Origin of the sequence: Pseudonocardia sp. (assembly GCF_050246655.1) — a bacterium.
In the GTDB taxonomy this organism is placed as follows: Bacteria; Actinomycetota; Actinomycetes; order Mycobacteriales; family Pseudonocardiaceae; genus Pseudonocardia.
The window spans coordinates 40,596-60,434 of record NZ_JBFWVQ010000019.1 but is presented as its reverse complement, the minus strand read 5'-3'; the positions used below and the strand labels follow the sequence as shown (position 1 = coordinate 60,434).

Here is a 19,839-nt window from a genome sequence, read left to right as displayed (position 1 = left end):
TCGTGGGATTCAGCCCGCGACCAGCGGGAGGCCGCGGACCGCGCGCTGCTGGCGTTCCGTGGCGAGCAGGCTCGCGGCCTCCTGCGCGGCCGAGAAGCCGGTCTGGACGGCGGTCTCGGTGTAGAGGGTTCCGAGGTAGTCACCTGCCAGGAGGACCCGGCTGCCCCGACGCATCAGCGTGGGCTGGAGCGCACCGCGACCAGGGAAGCAGTAGGGGGCGCCGGTCTCCCAGCGCTGGACCTGCGCCTCGACGACGGAGCCGCCGAAACCCGCACCGAGCACGTGGTTCAGGTCCTCGGTGTAGATGCGCAGGATCTCCTCGTCGCTCTTCGGCAGCAGGGTCCGTGCCAGGCCGGCGGGGGAGAACGTCATGATGCTGCTGCCCGGCTGCCGCGTCGACTCGCTGCCCCGGACGAGGCTCGCCTGGTTCAGCACGATGTTGAACGACCGCTTCGGCGTGGCGATCCCGTATGCGGCGTCCCAGGGCTGTGGCGCGGACTCCCCGGTGAGGAACGCCGCGCTCACGTAGGGCCCGTAGACCACCTTGCCGAGGGCATCGCGGACGTCCGGTGGGAGGTCGACGGCGACTCCTCGGCTCACCGGGGCCGGTGTGGCCAGGACGACGAAGCGGCTCTCGACCTCCCTGTCGCGGCCGTCCTGCCGGTACCGGACTACGACGGAGCGCTTCGTGTGCACGATCTCGGCGACCTCGGCGCCGAGCTGCACGCGGTCGCCCAGAGCCGTCGCGACGGCCTGGGTCAGGGTGGACGGACCGCCGATGATGCCCCGGCTCAGTCCCTGACCGATGTTCCACACGAGGCTGAAGTAGCCGATCCCGGCACCGGCGGCGATCTCGTGCGGGTCCGCGGCGGAGCGGGTGACCGTCGGGTAGAACAGCGCACCCGCGTCCTCGGGCAGGTCGCCCACGAAGTCCCGGAAGCTGCGGCCGTTCTCGAAGTCGTAGATCCGTTGCTGGCGCAGGGCCGGGTCCTCACCGGGGCGCCTGCGCACGAGGCGTGCGTACCGCAGGACCTGTGCGCTCACCTTGAGGCCGGCCTTGACCAACGCGATGCGCGACGACAGCGGCATCGGGATGCGGAACGGGTAGGCGGGGACCTGCCCCTTGATCAGCAGCTTGCCGTTCATCGCCACGCCCGCCAGCGAGCCGGGTACCTGCGCCGCAGCGATGCCGACCTCGGAGAGGAGAGCGTCGGTGGTGGACCCGGGCCCGGCGAACACGTGCCCGCCCCAGTTCAGCCAGTACCGGCCGCGCCGCTCGGATCGGATGCGACCGCCCACTCGGCTGCCGGACTCCAGGAGCACCGTGTCCCAGTGTCGCAGCCGCCATGCGGCGGCAAGGCCGGCGAGGCCGCCTCCGACCACGACGACGTCCTTCATAGGCCGAACTCCCCTGCAGCCGCGCTCTAACATCCCGCTGATATACCTCCGTAATGTAGAGAACCGGAAAGCGCCGCGTCAACGGGCCCGGAAGCCGCCCCGCTCGAGGATGAGAGGGTGGCTGTGGAGCGCACGTCAACGAGTGGAGCTGCAGCCAGTGGAACGCCGCGACGGTTCATCCGGATCGACCTGCGCGCCCGTGCCATGACACGGTTCGATCGTGGGCTCCGTCACGCCCTGCGCCGCGAGGCGCGCGAGATGCTGCGGGGCGGGCCGCCGACCGCCCCACTGCTGCAGCCGGTCGGACCGGGCGGCCCGTCGGACGAACACGTGCTGCGGGTGCTCGACCTGTGCATGCGGGTCGGCGAGGTGCTGTTGTCCAGCGGCGAAGCCGCCGCGGACACCTCGGCGACGATGACGCGCCTGGCAGCGGCGTGCGGCCTGACCACGGTCGACGTCGACATCACCTTCACCTCGATCACAATGTGCTGCCACCGGGAGCGGACGGCCCCGTCCGTGCTGTCGATGCGGCTGGTGCGCTACCGCACCACCGACCTCACGCGGCTGGACCTGGTCACCCGCATCGTCGACCAGGTCGTCCGCGGACGGATGGACGTACGAGCGGCGGACGCCGCGCTGGCCGAGGCGGTCGCGGCGTCCCATCCGTTCCCGCGCTGGGTGGCGACCGCCGGATGGGCCGGGCTGGCGGCCGCGGTGGCGCTGCTCCTGGGTGGGCCACCGGTGATCTGGTTGACGGCGTTCCTCGTCACCGCCGTCATCGACCGCGTCGGCCGCCTGCTGGCGCGCTGGGGTGTCGCACCGTTCTTCCTGCAGATGATCGGTGGCTTGGTGGCCACCGTCTCCACCCTCGGGTTGCTCGCGGTCGGCGCTCTGCCACCGGGAACCGAGCCGTCGCTGGTGATCGCGGCGAGTATCACCGTGCTGCTGTCGGGGTTCTCGGTCGTGGGTACGGTGCAGGACGCGGTCTCCGGCCACGTCGTCACGGCGGCCGGAAGGGCCGTCGAGGTCGCGGTGCTGTCGGCAGGCTTGCTCACCGGTGTCATCCTCGGGCTGAAGGTGGGCATCGCGTTGCGGCTCACCCTCGATCCCGCCGAGCTGGTGGTCGCCGACGTGGGCCGGTTCGGGATCTCGACCTTCGCGGCGGCCACCGCGGCCGCCATGGCCGCCCTCGCCTGCTACGCGCCGCTGCGTTCGCTGCCCGCGGCCGCGCTGGCGGGCGGGATCGGTTGGGCCGCCTACGGGGCACTCACCCAGTTCCCGGGCATCGGTCCCGTCGTGGCGACCGGGCTGGCCGCCGTCGTCGTCGGCGTGGCGAGCGAGCTGTTCCGCCGCGGTGCACGGGTGCACCGGCACGTGATCATCCTGTCCGGGATCATCCCGCTGCTCCCCGGCCTCGCTGCGTACCGCGGCTTCTACCAGCTGGCCTCCGCACAGGCGGAGGACGCGGCGAACGGCCTGGTCACCATCACGCTCGCGCTGGCCATCGGGCTCGCCCTCGCCGCAGGCGTGGCGCTCGGGCAGTTCATCGCGCGGCCCCGCCCCGCACCCGACGTCGCGGAGCCGGCCACCCGTCCCCGGGAGGAGCCTGCCGACGGCCCCGGGTTCGGCCACGGCTCGCGGCCCGTGCCCTGAACCGGTCGGGCGCGGCCCGCGCGCCGCGTCACCGACCCATGTACGGGTAGGTCCAGTCGTGGGACGGCGCGAAGTTCTCCTTGACGTAGCGGGCGTTGACCCACCGCTGGAGGGCCAGCGGTGAGCCGACCTTGTCGTTGGTGCCGGAGGCGCGGCCGCCGCCGAAGGCCTGGCGGCCGATCAGCGCGCCGGTGGGCTTGTCGTTCACGTACGTCATGCCGGCGGTGTCGCGCAGGGCGTCCAGCGCGGTGCCGATCGCCCGGCGGTCGCCGGCGAAGATCGAGCAGGTGAGTGCGTAGTCGCTGGCGGTGTCGACCTGGTGCAGGACCTTGTCCCAGTCGGCGTCGTCGTAGACGTGCACGGTCAGCAGCGGGCCGAAGAACTCCTCGGACATCAGGAACGACGTCGGGTCCTCGGTGACGAACACCGTCGGGTCGACGAACCAACCCGTCTCCGTACGCACCGTGCCACCGGTGAGGATCCGGTGCCCGGACAGTGCCCTGGCCGCGTCGATGGTCGACCGGAGGCGATGTGACGCCGCCTCGTCGATGACCGCGCCGACGAACGTCTCGTGCCGTGTGACGTCGCCGACCTCGAGGGAGGCGACCACGTCGGCGAGCCGGCCCTCCAGGTCCCGCCACAGGCTGCGCGGCAGGTAGGCGCGCGACGCGGCCGAGCACTTCTGGCCCTGGTACTCGAACGCGCCCCGCACGAGGGCGACGAGGAGGGCCTCGGGGTCGGCCGAGGGATGGGCGACGACCGCGTTCTTGCCGCCGGTCTCGCCGACGATGCGCGGGTAGGCGCGGTAGCGGTCGATGTTGGTCCCGATCTTCTTCCACAGACCACGGAAGACCGCGGTCGATCCCGTGAAGCTCACCCCGGCGAAATTCTCGTCGGCGAGCGCGCGGTCGGCGATGTCGGCGCCCGACCCGTGCACAAGGTTGATCACTCCGGGTGGCAGGCCCGCCTCCTCGAGGACCCGCATCACCACGTCGCTGCTCAGCGCGGACTTCTCGGACGGCTTCCAGACCACCGTGTTGCCCATCAGCGCGGCCGTGGTCGGCAGGTTCCCGCCGATCGCGGTGAAGTTGAACGGGGTGATGGCCAGCACGAAGCCCTCGAGCCCGCGCTGGTCCAGGTAGTTGAGCTCCCCGGGCGGCGACGGAGGCTGCGTCTCGTAGATCTGCGCGGCGAAGTGCGCGTTGTAGCGGAAGAAGTCGGCCAGCTCGCACGCGGCGTCGATCTCGGCCTGGTGGAACGTCTTCGACTGGCCGAGCATCGTCGTCGCCAGGAGCTCGTCGCGGTACGTGCCGCCCACCAGCTCTGCGGCACGGAGCAGCACCGCCGCCCGGTCCCACCACGGCGTCCGCGACCAGTCGGGCCGGGCCCCGAGCGCGGCCGCGATCGCGGCGTCGACCTGACGGGAGTCGGCGGGGGAGAAGCGGCCGAGCACGGTCGCGTGCTCGTGTGGAGCGACGACGTCAACGGTCGCACCGAGCGGGACGCGCTCCCCGTTGATCACGTTCGGGAGCTCGCGGATCTGCCCGCGGACGCGGTCGAGCTCGGCGTGCAGGGCGACGGCCTCGGACGAGCCGGGACGGTAGCCGCGGACGGGTTCGTTCACCGGTGCGGTCATGCGGAGGTTGCCGGCGACGGAGACGGATGGCTGGTTCATGGGTCTACCTCGGGAACGGAGCAGGTGATGGGTGGGGTGGTCGCCCGACGGGCGGAGGTGGCGCTCAGCCGCTGACGAGGGAGCGCAGGAACAGCAGGAGGTTCGCCGGCCGCTCGGCCATGCGGCGCATCAGGTACGGGTACCACTGCATGCCGTAGGGCAGGTAGACGCGGATCCGGTAGCCCTCCTCGGCGAGCGCGCGCTGCACGTCGCGCCGCACGCCGTGGAGCATCTGGAACTCGAAGTCGCGACGAGCGATGCCGAGCCGGTCGGCCGAGCGCTTGACGTGGTCGATGCACGCGTCGTCGTGCGTGCCGAAGGCCGGGTCGGGCAGGTTGACCAGCGCCCAGTCGGCGAGGTACCGGTACTGGGCGGTGATCTCCTTGCGCTCCTGCAGCGACTTCTCGATCGGCTCGAGAAAGGCGCCCTTGACCAGGCGGATGCGCGGCGTGACGCCGGTGAAGGACTCCAGGTCGCCGGGTGTCCGGCGCATCGCGGCCTGGATCGCTATCCGGGTGCCGGGGTGATCGTGCACGGCCGCACGGAACGCCTCGAGCGTCGCCGGGCCCACCGAGCTGTGCTCCATGTCGATCTCGACCGGTACCCCGACCTCTGCCGCCGCTCTCAGCAGCTCGTCCAGGTGGTCGGCGCAGACCGCGGGATCCAGGCCGATGCCGAGCTGGGACAGCTTCACCGACACCGTCGCACCCAGGCGGTTCTCGGCGATGGCACGGACGGCCTCGACGTAGGCCTTGGTCGCGATCGCGGACTCGGCCAGGTCGTCCACGGTCTCGCCCAGCAGGTCCAGGCTGACGTCGATCCCGTGGGCCCTCAGCTCGCGGGTGACGGCGATGGCCTCCTGCAGCGTGTCGCCCGCCACGTAGCGGCTGACCAGCCCGCGGGCCAGCGGGCTGGTGCTCATCAGCTTCTCGAGCCGCCTGTTGGTCGACGCGACGAGAAGAAGGCGCTTGATCATTGTCACCTCGGGGTCGACGGGCATCGCGGGATGCACCGAGCTGTCGATGCCGGCGCACGGACCACCACGATCGGATGGGCGCCCAGCCGGGGTGGTCACTCTAAGATGTGATCACAGATCAAATCAATGCCTTCGCGTCGGCGTTCCCGTCACCGCCCTCCGGTAGCGTCGCCCTGTGGCCGTGACCCGCCTGGAAGAGCCGTCCCTCCTCACCGACAGGGTCTTCACGGCCATCCACGAGGCGATCATGAGCGGCGAGCTGCCCGCAGGCTCGCGGCTGCGGGTGCGCGACCTCGCCCTGCAGGTCGGCACGAGCGTCATGCCCGTCCGAGAGGCCATCCGCCGCCTCGAGGAGGCCGGCCTGGCCGAGCGGGTGCCGCACAAGGGTGCGGTGGTCAAGGGGCTGACACTGACCGAGCTCGAGCACATCTACGACGTGCGGATCCTCCTCGAATCCGAGGCGGCCCGCCTCGGTGGTGCCGTGGTGTCGCCGGAGGCCTGTACGCGGATGTGGCAGCTGTGTGGCGACATCACGCGCGCCGTCGAGGGCGGCCGCATCGTCGACGCACTGAACCACGACGAAGCGATGCTCACGCTCCTCTACTCCGCCGGGGGCAACCCCGTCCTCGTCGAGATGATCCGCGGTCTCTGGCAGCGGTGCCGGGTGTACAAGATCGTCGGTGCCCGCCGCGCGGTGGCGTCGTCGGACGAGACGCTCTGGACGTTCCAGCCTCGGATCGTCGGAGCGGCGCGGGCGCACGACAGCGCCGCGGCGGCCACGATCACCCGCGAGTCGCTGCTCAGTGCGAAGGCGCGGATCAGGGACACGCTCGACGCGCCGGGCTGACACCGCCGTCCTCTCGTCGACGGCATGGCGGGCGAGCCGGCACCGGTCGAGGTGCCACCGCTTCGTTCGGACATCTCGCGTGACGCCGTCGTCGGTGGCACGATCAGGCCCAAATGAGCCAGTTGCTGGAGCTCTTCCCGCCCGGCAGCGCCGTCACCGCGGACGGCACGCTGACGATCGCGGGCTGCCGCGCCGAGGCGCTCGCCGCGGAGTTCGGCACACCTGTCCTGGTCGTCGCGGAGGAGGCGCTGCGCGCCCGGGCGCGCGAGTACTCGACCGAGCTCGCCGCGCGCTGGCCGCGCTCGCGGGTGGTGTTCGCCTCCAAGGCGTTTCCGTGCACAGCAGTGCAGCGGGTCATGGTGGAGGAGGGCCTCGGCCTCGACGTGGCAGGCAGTGGCGAGATCCGCACGGCCCTCAAGGCCGGCGTCGATCCTGCGTTGATCGTGCTGCACGGCAATGCGAAGAGCGTCGACGAGCTGACGCTGGCCGTCGAGCACGGCATCGGCCTGGTGGTCGTCGACGGGCCCGACGACGTCGACCGGCTCGAGGAACTGGTGCCGAGGGGCGGCAACCAGGACGTGCTGGTCCGGGTCATCCCGGGCGTGACGGCCGACGTGCACGCGCACGTGATGACCGGCCACGAGGGCTCGAAGTTCGGCCTCTCGCCATCGGCGGCCGGAGAGCTCATCGCGCGGATCGAGCGCAGCGACCGGCTCACGATGCGCGGCGTGCATGTGCACATCGGCTCGCAGATCCTGGACACCCAGCCGTTCGCGGACTCGGTGGCGCCGGTCGCCGCGCTCGGCGAGTTCGAGATCTACGACCTGGGCGGCGGTCTCGGTGCCCGCTACACCTACTCGGACCACCCGCCCACCGTCGGCGAGTACCTGGACGCGCTGATCGGCGCGGCCCGGCAGCACCTGCCAGCTGGCGCACACGTCGTGATCGAGCCGGGGCGCAGCATGGTGGCGAGCGCTGCGGCCACGCTCTACCGGGTCACCACGGTGAAACGCGGTGCGCACACCTTCGTCGCCGTCGACGGGGGCATGGGCGACAACCTGGAGGTCGCCCTGTTCGCGCAGCGCTTCGAAGCGGGGATCGTGGACCGGCTCGACGCGCCAGGCGGGAGCGTCGCCGGAACACGACCGTCGCCGGAGCAGGTCATCGTGGTGGGCAGGCACTGCGAGAGCGGCGACGTGCTCATCGACGGCATCGATCTCGTCGCTCCCGCGGTGGGCGACCTGCTGGCGGTCCCGGCGACCGGCGCCTACTGCTTCACCATGTCCAACAACTACAACGGAGCCCGCCGCATCCCGGTGGTGTTCGCGAACGACGGCGTCGCCCGGCTCGTCGTCCGACGGGAGACGTGGGAGGAACTCTCCGCGCGCGACGTCGAGTGAGCCACCGGACTCGCCATTCCTCAGCGGTTTGCTGCGCGGAAGTGGCAAGCGCAGTACCGGTCTCCGGCTCGTCCAGTTCCTCCGCGTACACGCCACGACACGAACCGGTACATCCACCCAGGTAAGGAGCAGTCCGTTCGCCGGTTTGTCCGCTACCCAGCCGAGTTGGACCCGCCTATAGTCACGGCACCGGCACCAAAGGGGGGCGCCACTGCTGCGTGCGTTCGGCTCTCTTTGGGTGACCGAGGCCCTGGCAGGCCGGGCGTCCCCGGTCCCTTGTGGCCGTCACGCCCCGCATCTCTCGGGCTCCGAAACCACCGATCCTTCAGCGCCGTGTGCGCGGGGGAAGGGGGTAAGCGACCATGACGATCGAGGCACATGATCCGCACCATGCTCCCGAGCAGGATCTGAAGGACAAAGGCCTCTCGCACGGACAAGTGGGCCTGTGGTCCGGCGTGACACTCGGCATCTCGTCGGTGGCACCGGCATACACCTTGACCGCCACGCTCGGTCTGGTCGTGCTCGCCGTCGGGTTGAAGATGCCGGCGATTTTCATCGCGGGATTCATCCCCATGCTGCTCACCGCGTACGCCTACCGGGAGCTCAATCGGGTCGCTCCGGACTGCGGTACGTCCTTCACCTGGGCGACCAAGGCCTTCGGTACCTACGTCGGCTGGATGTGCGGCTGGGGACTGGTCATCGCCACGGTGATCGTGCTGTCGAACCTGGCCGGGGTCGCCGTCACGTTCTTCTACCTGTTCATCGCCCGCCTCTTCAACAACGAGGCGATCGCCGACCTGGCCACGAACAAGGTCGTGAACGTCGCCACCTGCCTGGCGTTCGTGGCGATCGCCACCTACATCGCCTACCGCGGGATCACCACCACGATCCACGTGCAGGTCGTACTGGTCGGGTTCCAGATGATCGTGCTGGCGCTGTTCGTGATCATGGCGTTCATCGGCGCCCCGAGCTCGCCGGGATTCACCCCGTTCAGCCTGGACTGGCTCAACCCGTTCACCGGCCTCGAGCTCAGTGCGTTCGTCGCAGGGCTCACCGGATCGATCTTCGCGTTCTGGGGCTGGGACGTCTGCCTGACGGTCAACGAGGAGAGCAAGGACGCCGACAAGACACCGGGGCGGGCCGCCCTCGTCGCCGTCGTGGCGATCCTGATGACCTACCTGCTGGTCGCCATCGCGGCCATCGTCTACGCCGGGGTCGGGTCCGAGGGCCTCGGCCTGGCCAACGAGGAGACCTCGGACAACGTCTTCGGCGCGCTCGCCGAGCCGGTGATGGGCTCCTGGCCCGCGCTGCTGCTGTTCCTCGCCGTACTCGCCTCCAGCGCGGCGAGCCTGCAGACCACGTTCATCCCCGCCTCGCGCACCCTGCTCGCCATGGGCGCCTACCGGGCGATACCCACCCGGTTCGCCCACATGCACTCGCGCTTCCACACCCCGTCGTTCGCGACGATCGCGGCCGGGGTCGGGACCGCCGTCTTCTACGCCGTGCTCACGTTCCTGAGCGAGAGCGTGCTCTACGACACGATCGCCAGCCTGGGCATCATGATCTGCTTCTACTACGGGCTCACCGCGTTCGCGTGCGTCTGGTACTTCCGACGCGAGCTGTTCACCAACGCGAGCAGCATCGTGTTCAAGCTGCTCTGCCCGCTGGTCGGGGGCGCGATCCTCGCGTGGGTTTTCTACATCTCGGTGCGCGACAGCTTCGACCCGGGATACGGCAGCGGAGCCTCGATCGGCGGCGTCGGACTCGTCTTCATCCTGGCGGTGGGCATCCTGGGTCTCGGCGCGGTGCTCATGCTCGTCTGGCGGATGATCGATCCGGCCTTCTTCCGCGGCGAGACGCTCAAGCACGACACGCCCTCGCTGATCGTCGAGGACTAGGCGATGTCCGCGACGACCTCGGCGCAGACGCACACCCAGGCCCGCCATCCGCTGGACCCGCTGTCCGCGGACGAGTTCCGGGCGACCGTCACCATCCTGCGTCGTGACCAGGGGGTGACCGACCGCTGGCGGATCGCGTCGATCGAGCTGAACGAGCCGCCGAAGGAGCTCGTGGCGGCCTACCGGACCGCCGATCCGATCGTCCGCGAAGCGATCGTCGTGTGTTGGGATCGCGGCAGCGGCGACGTGTACAAGGCGCTGGTGTCGCTGACCGAGGACCGTGTCGTGTCCTGGCAGCACCTGCCCGGCGTCCAGCCGAACGCCACCGTGGACGAGTGGCACGAGTGCGCGGAGCAGCTCGTCGAGGACCCGCTGGTGGTCGAGGCGCTGGCCCGCCGGGGCATCACCGACACCTCGACCGTGCACATCGACATGTGGACGTACGGCGACGCCCTCATCCCGGACCAGTACCGGGGCAGGCGGATCGGCTGGTGCGATGTGTGGCACCGGGACGCCGCGGGCCGCAACGCCTACGCGCACCACGTCAGCGGGTTGCACTTCGTCGTCGATCTCAACTCCATGACGCTCCTCGAGGTCGAGGACACCGGTGCCGTCGAGCCGCCACCGGTGATGGGCGAGTACGTGTCCGAGCACGTCCCCGGGCTCGAACAGCGCGACGACCTGAAGCCGCTGGAGATCAGCCAGCCCGACGGTGTGTCGTTCACGGTGGACGGCTACGAGCTCCGCTGGCAGCGCTGGCGGATGCGCCTCGGCTTCAACTACCGCGAGGGCGTGGTGCTGCACTGCGTCGGATACGAGGACGAGGGCAGGGTCCGGTCCATCGCGCACCGCATGTCCTTCGCCGAGATGGTGGTGCCGTACCGCGACCCGACCGTCGATCACTACCGGCGCACCGCCTTCGACATCGGCGAGTGGGGCCTCGGCTTCATGACCACCTCGCTGAAGCTCGGTTGCGACTGCCTGGGCGAGATCCGGTACGTCGACGCCGTGCTGCACGACAGCCGCGGCGAGCCGTACACCATCGAGAACGCGGTGTGCATCCACGAGGAGGACAACGCGGTCCTCTGGAAGCACGTCGACCCGCCGGCCGCCGAGGTCCGGCGCTCGCGCAGGCTCGTGATCTCGGCGCACTTCACCGTCGCCAACTACGAGTACCTCGTCTACTGGCGCTTCTACCAGGACGGCAACATCGAGTGCGAGGTGCGCGCCACCGGGCTGATGGTCACGACGCCGTTCGCCGAGGGCAGCAAGCCGCCGTACGGGACGCAGGTCGACGAGCGCACGTACGCGCCCTTCCACCAGCACTTCATCGTGGCGCGCCTGGACCTCGACGTCGACGGCCCCGACAACCTGGTCTACATGACCGAGTCCGAGGCACTGCCGGTCGGACCGGAGAACCCGCACGGCCTGGCGCTGGTCGCACGCGAGGTGCCGTTGCGCACCGAGCGGGAGGGACGCCAGGACTACCGCTGGGAGACCCAACGGGGTTGGAAGGTGGTCAACCCGGGGGTGACCAACCGGCTCGGCACGCCGGTCGGGTACAAGCTCGTCCCGGGAGCGTGCTTCCCGGCCATGATCGATCCGTCGTCGCCGGTGCTGCGGCGGGCAGAGGTGATCGGCCACACGCTGTGGGCCACCCGGTACGCGCAGGACGAGCGGTGGCCCTGCGGGGAGTTCGTCAACCAGAGCGCCGAGGACACCGGGCTGCCGGTCTGGACGGCCCAGGACCGGTCGATCGACGACACCGACGTCGTGCTCTGGTACGTCTTCGGGCTCCACCACATCACGCGGATGGAGGAGTGGCCGGTGATGCCCGTCGACACGGTGTCGTTCTGGCTGAAGCCGTTCGGCTTCTTCGCCCGCAACCCGGCGCTGGACGTCGCCCCGTCCCCGCCTTCGGCGTGCACGGCGTCGCACGACGGCAGCTCAGACGAAGGGGAAGACCGGTGACAGGCAAGCGCGAACTGCACAACTTCATCGACGGCACGTTCACCGGCGCGGCGAGTCACGCGAGCATGGACGTGATCAACCCGTCGACCGGCGAGGTCTATGCGACGGCGCCGCGCTCGGGCCCGGACGACATCGACGCCGCCTGTCAGGCGGCGCAGCGCGCTTTCGTCGACGGCTGGCGGGACACCACGCCCAGCGAGCGGATGAGCTACATGCTCAAGCTCGCCGAGGCGATCGAGTCGAACGCCGAACGGCTCGTCGCGATCGAGTCCGAGAACACCGGCAAGCCCCGTGGCCTCACCATGAGCGAGGAGATCCCGCCCATGGTCGACCAGATCCGGTTCTTCGCGGGCGCCGCCCGTCTCCTGGAGGGCAGGTCGACGGGCGAGTACATGTCCGGCTACACGTCGTGGATCCGGCGCGAGCCGGTCGGGGTCATCGGCTCGGTGGCGCCCTGGAACTACCCGATGATGATGGCGGTGTGGAAGTTCGCACCGGCCCTCGCCGCGGGCAACACGCTCGTGCTCAAGCCCTCGGACACCACTCCGGCGAGCACCGTCGCGATGGCGGAGATCTTCGCCGACATCCTGCCTGCCGGCGTGTTCAACGTGGTCTGCGGCGACCGCGACACCGGCGCCACCCTGGTCAGCCACCCGATCCCGGGGATGGTCTCGATCACCGGAAGCACGCAGGCCGGGAAGGCGGTCGCCCGGTCGGCCGCGGACACCGTCAAGCGCACCCATCTCGAGCTCGGCGGAAAGGCGCCGGTCGTGGTGTTCGACGACGCGGACCTCGCGGCGGCGGCCGAGGGCATCGCGGTGGCCGGCTACTTCAACGCGGGGCAGGACTGCACGGCGGCGACCCGGGTGCTGGCTTCCCGGCGGGTGCACGACGACTTCACCGAAGCGCTCGTCGAGCAGGCGCGGCAGATCAAGCTGTCCAACGCCGAGGCGGACGACGACGCGTTCTACATCCCGCCGGTCAACAACGAGCGCCAGCTCGGCCACGTCGCCGGGTTGGTCGAACGTGCGCCCACGCACGCCAAGGTCATCACCGGCGGGGAGCGGATCGGGGACCGCGGCTACTTCTACCCGCCGACGATCGTCGACGATCTCCACCAGGACGACGAGCTGATCAGGACCGAGATCTTCGGACCGGTGATCACGGTGCAGCCGTTCGAGGACGAGGACGAGGCGGTGCGGTGGGCCAACGGCACGGAGTACGGCCTGGCGTCGAGCGTCTGGACCCGGGACCACCAGCGCGCGCTGCGCATGTCGCGGCTGCTGGACTTCGGCTGCGTGTGGGTCAACTGCCACATCCCGCTGGTGGCCGAGATGCCGCACGGGGGCTTCAAGCAGTCGGGCTACGGCAAGGACCTCTCCCTGTACTCGTTCGAGGAGTACACCCGCATCAAGCACGTCATGTCGGCTCTGGACTGAGCCGTTCGGGCAGCGGACGGGGGCGGCGATGGCGCGACTCGGCGGGATGTTCGGCCCTGACGTGACCTTCCTCGGGGTCGATCGATGCGATATCGACGACCCCGAGTCACTGCGGGACGTGGACATCGTGGTGATCGGCGCGCCGTACGACGCCGGGGCCTCCTACCGGGCGGGCGCCCGGTTCGGCCCGCAGGCGATCCGGAGCACGGACTACCTGCCCCATGACGGATCCCGCCCGCACCTGGCACTGCGCGTCGATCCGCTGCGCGACCTGCGGATTCGCGACGCAGGCGACATCGAGATGGCCGGTGTGGAGGGGCGCGCGCCGCTGGATCGGCTCGAGAACGCGGTGCGGACGGCGGCCGAGGCGGGCGCGATCCCCCTGGTGCTGGGCGGGGATCACACGATCACCTGGCCGGACGTCACGGGCGTCGCGCACGCGGTCGGGTGGGGCCGGGTCTCGGTGATCCATTTCGACGCGCATGCCGACACCGGCGAGGAGCAGTTCGGGTCGCTGATCGGCCACGGGTTGCCGATGCGGCGGCTCATCGAGTCCGGCGCCACCCGCGGCGACCGGTTCCTCCAGATCGGACTGCGCGGCTACTGGCCGGAGCCGCCGACCCTCGACTGGATGGCCGAGCAGGGGATGCGCTCGTTCGAGATGGCCGAGATCGTCCGCCGCGGGCTGGACACCTGCCTCGCCGAGGCGTTCGCGATCGCGGTCGACGACTGCGACGGGGTGTTCCTCTCGGTCGACATCGACGTCGTCGACCCGGGTAGCGCCCCCGGCACGGGAACCCCGGAGCCGGGTGGGTTGACCGCCCGTCAGCTGCTCGACACCGTGCGCAGGATCGCGATCGAGCTGCCGCTCGTCGGCATCGACGTGGTCGAGGTGTCGCCGCCGTACGACAGCGCGGACGTCACGGCATTCCTGGCGAACCGGGTCGTGCTGGAGGTCCTGTCCGGCATCGCCTTCCGCCGGACGGGCAAGACGTGGGCCGACATCCCGTCGACCCTCCTGGAGGGACGGACCAGCGCGCCGGAAACGGGCGGGCGGAGGGAATCGCCATGACCACCACGTCCGGCAGGCGCCTGCTGCGCAACATCCCGGAGATCCGCACGTTCTTCCGGACCAACGAGGAGCCCGTCTACTTCGTCGGGGCGACCGCGTTCAACCTGCTCGGCCTCGACCGGTGGGTGCGGAACTTCAACTACATCGCCTACTACGACTCCTGGGACGGTGCCCACCCGCGGGTGTTCACCCCGCGCAACAAGCCGTACGTCGAGTTCCGGAGCAGCGAGGAGATCAACAACTACCTGCTGCGCGATCCCGAGGTCCAGGAGTTCATCGCCCGCCGCAGTGGTCCCGCGAAGGTGGCGATGGTGTTCTTCGACGCCGAGACCGAGGAGATCTGCCGCGAACTCGGCTACGAGCTCATCCTCCCCTCGCACGCTCTCCGCACGAGGTTGGACTCGAAGCTGACGACGACGAGGCTGGGCAACGAAGCCGGCGCGCCGAGCGTGCCGAACGTGATCGCCGAGGTCGGCTCCTGGGAGTCCTTGGTGAAGGTCGCCACCGACGCGGGCCTCGGCACCGACCTGGTGGTCCAGACCGCCTACGGCGACAGTGGGAAGACGACGTTCTTCCTGTCGGCCGAGGAGGACTGGGACCGCCACGCCGACGACATCGTCGGCCAGGAGGTCAAGGTCATGAAGCGGATCAACAACAGGGCGGCCGCGGTGGAAGCGGTGCTGACCAGCAACGGCACGATCGTCGGCCCGTTCATGACCGACCTGACCGGCTACCCCGAGCTCACCCCCTACAAGGGCGGCTGGTGCGGCAACGACCTCTACCCGGACGCACTGTCCGACGCCCACCGGGCCCGCGCGATCGACCTGGTCCGCAGGCTCGGTGACCGGCTCGCCGACGAGGAGTACCGCGGCTTCTTCGAGGTCGACGTGCTCGTGGACCTGGACACCGACGAGGTGTACCTGGGCGAGCTCAACCCCCGGATCTCCGGCGCGTCGTCGATGACCAACGTCACCGCGGGCGCGTATGCCGACCTGCCGCTGTTCCTCTTCCACCTGCTCGAGTACTACGACGTCGACGCTCGCTTCGATGTCGACGAGATCAACGAACGGTGGCGGGAGCTGGCCGCGGTCGACGTCTGGAGCCAGCTGATCATGAAAGAGCCCACCGACGTCGTGGAGCGGATCGACGCCGCGCCCAGGACCGGGCAATGGCACCTCGGGGACGACGGCAAGTTGAGCTTCCGCCGCGTCGCCCTGGACTGGCACGAGCTGCACGACGAGAGCGAATGCTTCTTCCTGCGCGTCTACGGGCCCGGCGACTACCGGTTCAAGGGCGCCGACCTCGGCGTGCTGGTGACGAAAGGCCGCCTGCAGACCGACGAGCCCCAGCTGACCGAGCGCTGCCATCGGATCATCGACGGGGTGCGGGCGCAGTACGCCAGCTCACCCGTCGACGAGCCGCTCGATCCCGTACCGATCAGCTATGTGAAAGGTTCGTCGTATGACTGATCGCGGCGCATTCCCGCACGAGGCGCCGTGGTGGAAGTTCGATTCCCGGAAATGAGGGTGGCGAGCCGAGGAAACATGTCGGCACAGCGTTGCCGAGAAATATCGAGCCGGCCGGCAATGTAGGTATTCATCCGCAACACTGCACGCCGGGGCGGTTCCGGGCGTCGAAGAATGGACTGCCGCATCTCCCGCAACGGTCTCCTGATACCGTCGGCGTTATGCTCATGCAGGGGTTTCCGCCGCCCCCCTCGGCCCGCGTCACGCTGGCCAACTGGCAGGAACCGCCCTATAACCGCTGGGCGTTCTCCCACCTGCGCGAGATCGTGCCCACACAGCGGATCTCCCGGGGCCGCGGCGGCGTCATGTCCCTCCCTCCCGCCCCGCAGCCGCTCGGGGCGGTCGCGACCGCCCGCAGCGACGGGACGGTGTCGACCGTCGACGCCGTGCTGGATGCGACCTACACCGATGGCGTCGTCATCGTGCACGACGGCCGTATGGTCTTCGAGCGGTACGGGGCCCAGACCGACCGCTACACCCCCCATCTCCTGATGTCGATCACGAAGTCGCTGGTGGGCTGCGTCACTGCGAACCTCGTCGATCGCGGGGTGCTGTCCACGGACCAGCTCGTGACCGACCACGTGCCGGAGCTGTCGACCAGCGGTTATCGCGGCGCGCGGGTGCGCCACCTGCTCGACATGCGCTCGGGGATCAAGTTCAGCGAGCAGTACACCGACCCCGATGCCGAGGTGCGCGTGTTCGAGCAGGCCGCCATGTGGAGGCCGGCCACCCACGACGTCCCGCAGTCGACCTACGCCTACCTCGCGACGCTCGTCGCGACCCGTGACCACGGCGGGGTCTTCGAGTACCGGTCCTGTGAGACCGATGTGCTGGGCTGGGTGTGTGAGCGGGCGTCCGGCATCCGGATGGCCGACCTGATCGCGGAGATCGTCTGGACCCCGCTCGGCGCCGAACTCGACGCCGAGATCACCTGCGACGCCCTCGGCGCTGCGATGCACGACGGTGGGATGAACGCCACCACGGCGGACCTCGCCCGGTTCGGGGTGATGCTGCTGGCCGACGGAGTCGCCGGGGGCCACCGCGTCGTCCCCGCCGACTGGCTGACCGCGTCGTGGAACCCCGACCCGGACGTGCGCCAGGCCTTCGCCGACTCGGTCGACGGGCCCTACCTTCCCGGCGGCTGGTACCGCAATCAGTTCTGGTTCCTGCCGCGGGCGCACGGCGACGTACTGCTGTGTCTCGGCATCAACGGTCAGATGCTGTACGTCGATCCCGTCACGGGCACGGTCGCCGCCAAGACCTCGTCGTGGCCGGTGCCCCAGTCACCCACGATGCTCCACGACACGCTCAACGCCTTCGATGCCGCCGCGGCGGCGCTGGCCGGGCACCCGATGCAGTTCCCGCACCTGCGGCCGGGGCCGCCCGGAGTAGCCGCCGGGTTGTCGCGCGGGCGCTCCACGGCGAACTGAGCTGCCACGACGCACGTTTCCGCGGTCGACCGGTTCCCGACCACCGGCTACATCACGATGGGGCGACTCACGTCGTCGGTGGCGGAGAGATCCGGACGGACGCCGGGCCGGCCGTCGCCGGGCGTCTGCGACTCGGCGGCCGACCGCGCGACGACACGTGCTGCCTCCGCGACCTGGGCGATCGTCGAGTAGCGACCCACCGGGATGGCCCGCAGCTCGGCCCGCGTCCGTGCGTCGGCGCCGTAGAACTCCGCGGCGGCGAGCAGTTCCCAGCGTTCGGCGGGGAACTTCTGGCTGGCGAGAACGGCACGCAGGCGCCGGAGCCGCTCATCCATGTCGACCTCCTCGTGAGGAGTGAGATACTACGCATCAGCGCTTGAAATACCAAGCGAACTGAGGTCCGCGTAGCCCCCCGCGGGTGAGGCCCGCGCCGCCCGGCCCGACCAGCATGGCTGCGTGAGTCTGGATGCGCTGGTCCTTGCTCTGACGTCGGTCATCCGCCCGACCAGTGTGGCGTCGGTCTACGCCATGCTCTCGGCCGCGCGGCCGACGCGGCTGCTGGCGGCCTACATCGTCGCCGGGATGATCTTCAGCGTGGGGGTCGGCGTCGCGTTGGTCGCCCTCCTGGGCGTGTCGGTCGTGGCGGAGGCCCCGGACGAGGTGCATGCGGCGATCGCTCTCGTCCTCGGCGCGATCTCGCTCGGCTACGCCGGAGGGCTGCTGAGCGGATGGGTGTCGACGCCGACGCGTCGCCGCCGGCGCAACCAGGCCGCAGGCGAGTCCGAGACGTGGCTCGGCCGCCAGCTCGCCGACCTGTCCGCGCCCCGCGCGGCCCTCGTCGGCGTGCTGACCCACGTGCCGGGAATCCTGTACCTCGCCGCACTCAGCGCGATCACCGCCAGCACGTCGAGCAACACGAACCGGATCTTCCAGGTACTGGTCTACAACGTGATCTGGTTCGCGATGCCGCTGACGGCCCTGGTGCTGGCCGCGAGGAGGTCTGCGGAGCTCCAGAAGTTCCTGCGGCGGGTCAGCGACTGGATCTGGCGCCACCAGCACCAGATCCTGATCACGGTGTTCGGTCTCCTGGGCGTGTACCTGATCGTGCGGGGCATCGTCGAGGTTCAGCGCTGACCGCGGCAGGTCTCGGGCCGAAGAGAGTCGACTGCGAGGAGATCGTCTGATGGGGAGCTCGACATGAGTGCGTCGCCCGAGCCCGCGCCGTCGCCGCCGGTCACCCAGAACCGCGAGTTCTGGATGCTCATGGGGTACGCGGTCGCCCTCGGGGTGTTCGGCGCGCTCGCCGGTCTGGTGTTCATGGGACTGATCGGGTTCGGGGGCGGCTGGTACGACGATGCCGATCCGGGCTGGTTCGGCGGGCAGTGGTGGTGGGTGGCGGTCACCGCGGGGGCCGGTGTCCTCGTGGGGCTCGCGCGTCGCCTGATGCACCTGCCCGAGGAGCTCCCCGGCCTGGTCGACGACGTGCAGGACGGGCACGTCGAACCGCGGTTGGTCCCGGGGATCGTGGTCGTCTCGGCCGTGTCGCTCATCGGTGGCGCCAGCCTGGGTCCGGAGAAGGCGCTGGGCACGATGGGCGGCGGGGTCGGCACCTGGCTCTCCCAACGGCGCAGGCTCAGCTCAGAGGACTCGCGGCTGTGCACCCTGTCCGGCTTCGGCGGTGCGTACGGCGGGCTGTTCTCCAGCACGGTGATCGTCGTGATGTTCATCCTCGAGCTCGCCCGCCCCGGTGGCCGCCGGTTCGTCAAGGCCCTCGTGGGCGGGGTCGTCTCGTCGAGCGTCTCGTTCGGGATCTACTTCACCATCGCCGGTGCGGTGTTCGTCGACGCCTACCAGGTGCCCTCGTACGCCTACGAGGACTGGCAGCTGCTCGTGGGGATCCCGCTGGGCGTGCTCGCGGCGCTGGTGGTGACGATGATGGTGGTGATCGTCCAAGGGATGTCACGGCTGTTCGAGCTGGTGAAGCTCCCCGGCATCGTGCGGTCGACGATCGGCGGGGTGCTGTTCGGGCTCGTCGGCGTGGTGCTGCCGCTGACGATGTTCACCGGGAGCGACCAGCTGACGACCGTGCTGGAGCATGCGGGGACGCTGGGCGTGGGACTGCTCGTCGCCCTCGTGATCGCCAAGCAGTTCACGTTCGCGGTGAGCCAGGCGAGCGGGTTCGTCGGCGGGCCGATCTTCCCCGCGCTGTTCGTCGGCGGAACCGTGGGCGTCCTGGTGCACGCGGTGTTCCCGGCCGTGCCGCTGGGTCTGGCGTTCACCTGCATGCTCGCCGCCGTTCCGGGTGCGCTCGTGGCCGCGCCGTTCACGATGGTGCTGCTCGCCGCGTTCCTCACCCAGGTCGGCGCGCTGCAGACCGCGCCGATCCTGATCGCCGTCGTCACCGCGTTCCTGACCATGGAGGCGGTGAAGTACCTCGTCGCACGCCGCAGGGAGGTGCGCGCGACGGGAGGGGAACCGGCGACGCCGAACTGAGCGGTCTCGGGGACCTCCTGGTCCTCCCGGGGTGATGACACGGCGGGGTACCGCGACGATC

15 protein-coding genes are annotated in these 19,839 nt (G+C 70.0%); 11 read left to right on the top strand and 4 right to left on the bottom strand.

What is annotated here, in order from left to right; all coding sequences use genetic code 11:
* Positions 1-9: 9 nt before the first annotated feature.
* Positions 10-1,398, bottom strand: a complete 1,389-nt coding sequence (locus AB7J25_RS09485) for an FAD-dependent oxidoreductase (RefSeq protein WP_428507227.1) — start codon at positions 1,396-1,398, stop codon at positions 10-12.
* Positions 1,399-1,602: 204 nt separating this feature from the next.
* Between AB7J25_RS09485 and AB7J25_RS09480 the strand changes: the two genes are divergently transcribed.
* On the top strand, positions 1,603-3,051 hold the full coding sequence (locus AB7J25_RS09480; protein ID WP_428507225.1) for a threonine/serine ThrE exporter family protein: 1,449 nt from the start codon (positions 1,603-1,605) through the stop codon (positions 3,049-3,051).
* Positions 3,052-3,079: 28 nt separating this feature from the next.
* On the opposite strand, the gene pruA is transcribed toward AB7J25_RS09480, so the two are convergent.
* Together pruA and AB7J25_RS09470 are read right to left on the bottom strand one after the other, a co-directional pair.
* The gene (gene pruA / locus AB7J25_RS09475) at positions 3,080-4,726 is read right to left on the bottom strand and encodes an L-glutamate gamma-semialdehyde dehydrogenase (RefSeq protein WP_428507223.1); all 1,647 of its coding nucleotides are present in this window, start codon (positions 4,724-4,726) and stop codon (positions 3,080-3,082) included.
* A 64-nt stretch (positions 4,727-4,790) separates the two neighbouring features.
* On the bottom strand, positions 4,791-5,726 hold the full coding sequence (locus AB7J25_RS09470) for a proline dehydrogenase family protein (protein ID WP_428507221.1): 936 nt from the start codon (positions 5,724-5,726) through the stop codon (positions 4,791-4,793).
* Positions 5,727-5,877: 151 nt separating this feature from the next.
* Here AB7J25_RS09470 and AB7J25_RS09465 point away from each other — a divergent pair, with 151 nt between their 5' ends.
* The 8 genes from AB7J25_RS09465 (at position 5,878) to AB7J25_RS09430 (ending at position 17,285) form a co-directional block, all read left to right on the top strand.
* Positions 5,878-6,549, top strand: a complete 672-nt coding sequence (locus tag AB7J25_RS09465; RefSeq protein WP_428507219.1) for a GntR family transcriptional regulator — start codon at positions 5,878-5,880, stop codon at positions 6,547-6,549.
* A gap of 113 nt (positions 6,550-6,662) precedes the next feature.
* Positions 6,663-7,949 carry a diaminopimelate decarboxylase gene (gene lysA / locus AB7J25_RS09460; RefSeq protein WP_428507217.1) on the top strand — a complete coding sequence of 429 codons (1,287 nt, stop codon included), beginning with the start codon at positions 6,663-6,665 and terminating at the stop codon, positions 7,947-7,949.
* A gap of 362 nt (positions 7,950-8,311) precedes the next feature.
* A complete protein-coding gene (locus AB7J25_RS09455) occupies positions 8,312-9,847 on the top strand; it encodes an APC family permease (RefSeq protein ID WP_428507215.1) in 1,536 nt (511 codons plus the stop codon).
* A gap of 3 nt (positions 9,848-9,850) precedes the next feature.
* Positions 9,851-11,818, top strand: a complete 1,968-nt coding sequence (locus AB7J25_RS09450) for a primary-amine oxidase (RefSeq protein WP_428507213.1) — start codon at positions 9,851-9,853, stop codon at positions 11,816-11,818.
* Positions 11,819-11,883: 65 nt separating this feature from the next.
* The gene (locus AB7J25_RS09445; RefSeq protein ID WP_428507261.1) at positions 11,884-13,257 is read left to right on the top strand and encodes a gamma-aminobutyraldehyde dehydrogenase; all 1,374 of its coding nucleotides are present in this window, start codon (positions 11,884-11,886) and stop codon (positions 13,255-13,257) included.
* A 28-nt stretch (positions 13,258-13,285) separates the two neighbouring features.
* The gene (gene speB, locus AB7J25_RS09440; protein ID WP_428507211.1) at positions 13,286-14,329 is read left to right on the top strand and encodes an agmatinase; all 1,044 of its coding nucleotides are present in this window, start codon (positions 13,286-13,288) and stop codon (positions 14,327-14,329) included.
* Positions 14,326-15,798: a biotin carboxylase gene (locus tag AB7J25_RS09435; protein WP_428507209.1), complete on the top strand. Its 1,473-nt coding sequence runs from the start codon at positions 14,326-14,328 to the stop codon at positions 15,796-15,798. The genes speB and AB7J25_RS09435 overlap by 4 nt, the downstream gene beginning before the upstream one ends.
* Before the next feature lie 224 nt (positions 15,799-16,022).
* The gene (locus tag AB7J25_RS09430) at positions 16,023-17,285 is read left to right on the top strand and encodes a serine hydrolase domain-containing protein (RefSeq protein ID WP_428507207.1); all 1,263 of its coding nucleotides are present in this window, start codon (positions 16,023-16,025) and stop codon (positions 17,283-17,285) included.
* A gap of 47 nt (positions 17,286-17,332) precedes the next feature.
* Here the strand turns inward: AB7J25_RS09430 and AB7J25_RS09425 are convergent, their stop codons facing one another.
* Positions 17,333-17,620 carry a DUF2795 domain-containing protein gene (locus AB7J25_RS09425; protein ID WP_428507205.1) on the bottom strand — a complete coding sequence of 96 codons (288 nt, stop codon included), beginning with the start codon at positions 17,618-17,620 and terminating at the stop codon, positions 17,333-17,335.
* Between the two features lie 121 nt (positions 17,621-17,741).
* Here AB7J25_RS09425 and AB7J25_RS09420 point away from each other — a divergent pair, with 121 nt between their 5' ends.
* A complete protein-coding gene (locus AB7J25_RS09420; protein WP_428507203.1) occupies positions 17,742-18,419 on the top strand; it encodes a GAP family protein in 678 nt (225 codons plus the stop codon).
* 63 nt (positions 18,420-18,482) lie between these two features.
* Positions 18,483-19,778, top strand: a complete 1,296-nt coding sequence (locus AB7J25_RS09415) for a chloride channel protein (RefSeq protein WP_428507201.1) — start codon at positions 18,483-18,485, stop codon at positions 19,776-19,778.
* The last annotated feature ends 61 nt before the right edge of the window (positions 19,779-19,839 follow it).

Excerpts from the sequence above, each read along its gene's own strand:
- speB (WP_428507211.1), top strand. The coding sequence starts at position 13,286 with ATGGCGCGACTCGGCGGGATGTTCGGCCCTGACGTGACCTTCCTCGGG.
- AB7J25_RS09480 (WP_428507225.1), top strand. The coding sequence starts at position 1,603 with ATGACACGGTTCGATCGTGGGCTCCGTCACGCCCTGCGCCGCGAGGCG.
- AB7J25_RS09450 (WP_428507213.1), top strand. The coding sequence starts at position 9,851 with ATGTCCGCGACGACCTCGGCGCAGACGCACACCCAGGCCCGCCATCCG.
- AB7J25_RS09445 (WP_428507261.1), top strand. The coding sequence starts at position 11,884 with ATGGACGTGATCAACCCGTCGACCGGCGAGGTCTATGCGACGGCGCCG.
- AB7J25_RS09455 (WP_428507215.1), top strand. The coding sequence starts at position 8,312 with ATGACGATCGAGGCACATGATCCGCACCATGCTCCCGAGCAGGATCTG.
- AB7J25_RS09415 (WP_428507201.1), top strand. The coding sequence starts at position 18,483 with ATGAGTGCGTCGCCCGAGCCCGCGCCGTCGCCGCCGGTCACCCAGAAC.
- AB7J25_RS09425 (WP_428507205.1), bottom strand. The coding sequence starts at position 17,620 with ATGGATGAGCGGCTCCGGCGCCTGCGTGCCGTTCTCGCCAGCCAGAAG.
- AB7J25_RS09470 (WP_428507221.1), bottom strand. The coding sequence starts at position 5,726 with ATGCCCGTCGACCCCGAGGTGACAATGATCAAGCGCCTTCTTCTCGTC.
- AB7J25_RS09485 (WP_428507227.1), bottom strand. The coding sequence starts at position 1,398 with ATGAAGGACGTCGTCGTGGTCGGAGGCGGCCTCGCCGGCCTTGCCGCC.
- lysA (WP_428507217.1), top strand. The coding sequence starts at position 6,663 with ATGAGCCAGTTGCTGGAGCTCTTCCCGCCCGGCAGCGCCGTCACCGCG.
- AB7J25_RS09430 (WP_428507207.1), top strand. The coding sequence starts at position 16,023 with ATGCAGGGGTTTCCGCCGCCCCCCTCGGCCCGCGTCACGCTGGCCAAC.
- AB7J25_RS09435 (WP_428507209.1), top strand. The coding sequence starts at position 14,326 with ATGACCACCACGTCCGGCAGGCGCCTGCTGCGCAACATCCCGGAGATC.
- pruA (WP_428507223.1), bottom strand. The coding sequence starts at position 4,726 with ATGAACCAGCCATCCGTCTCCGTCGCCGGCAACCTCCGCATGACCGCA.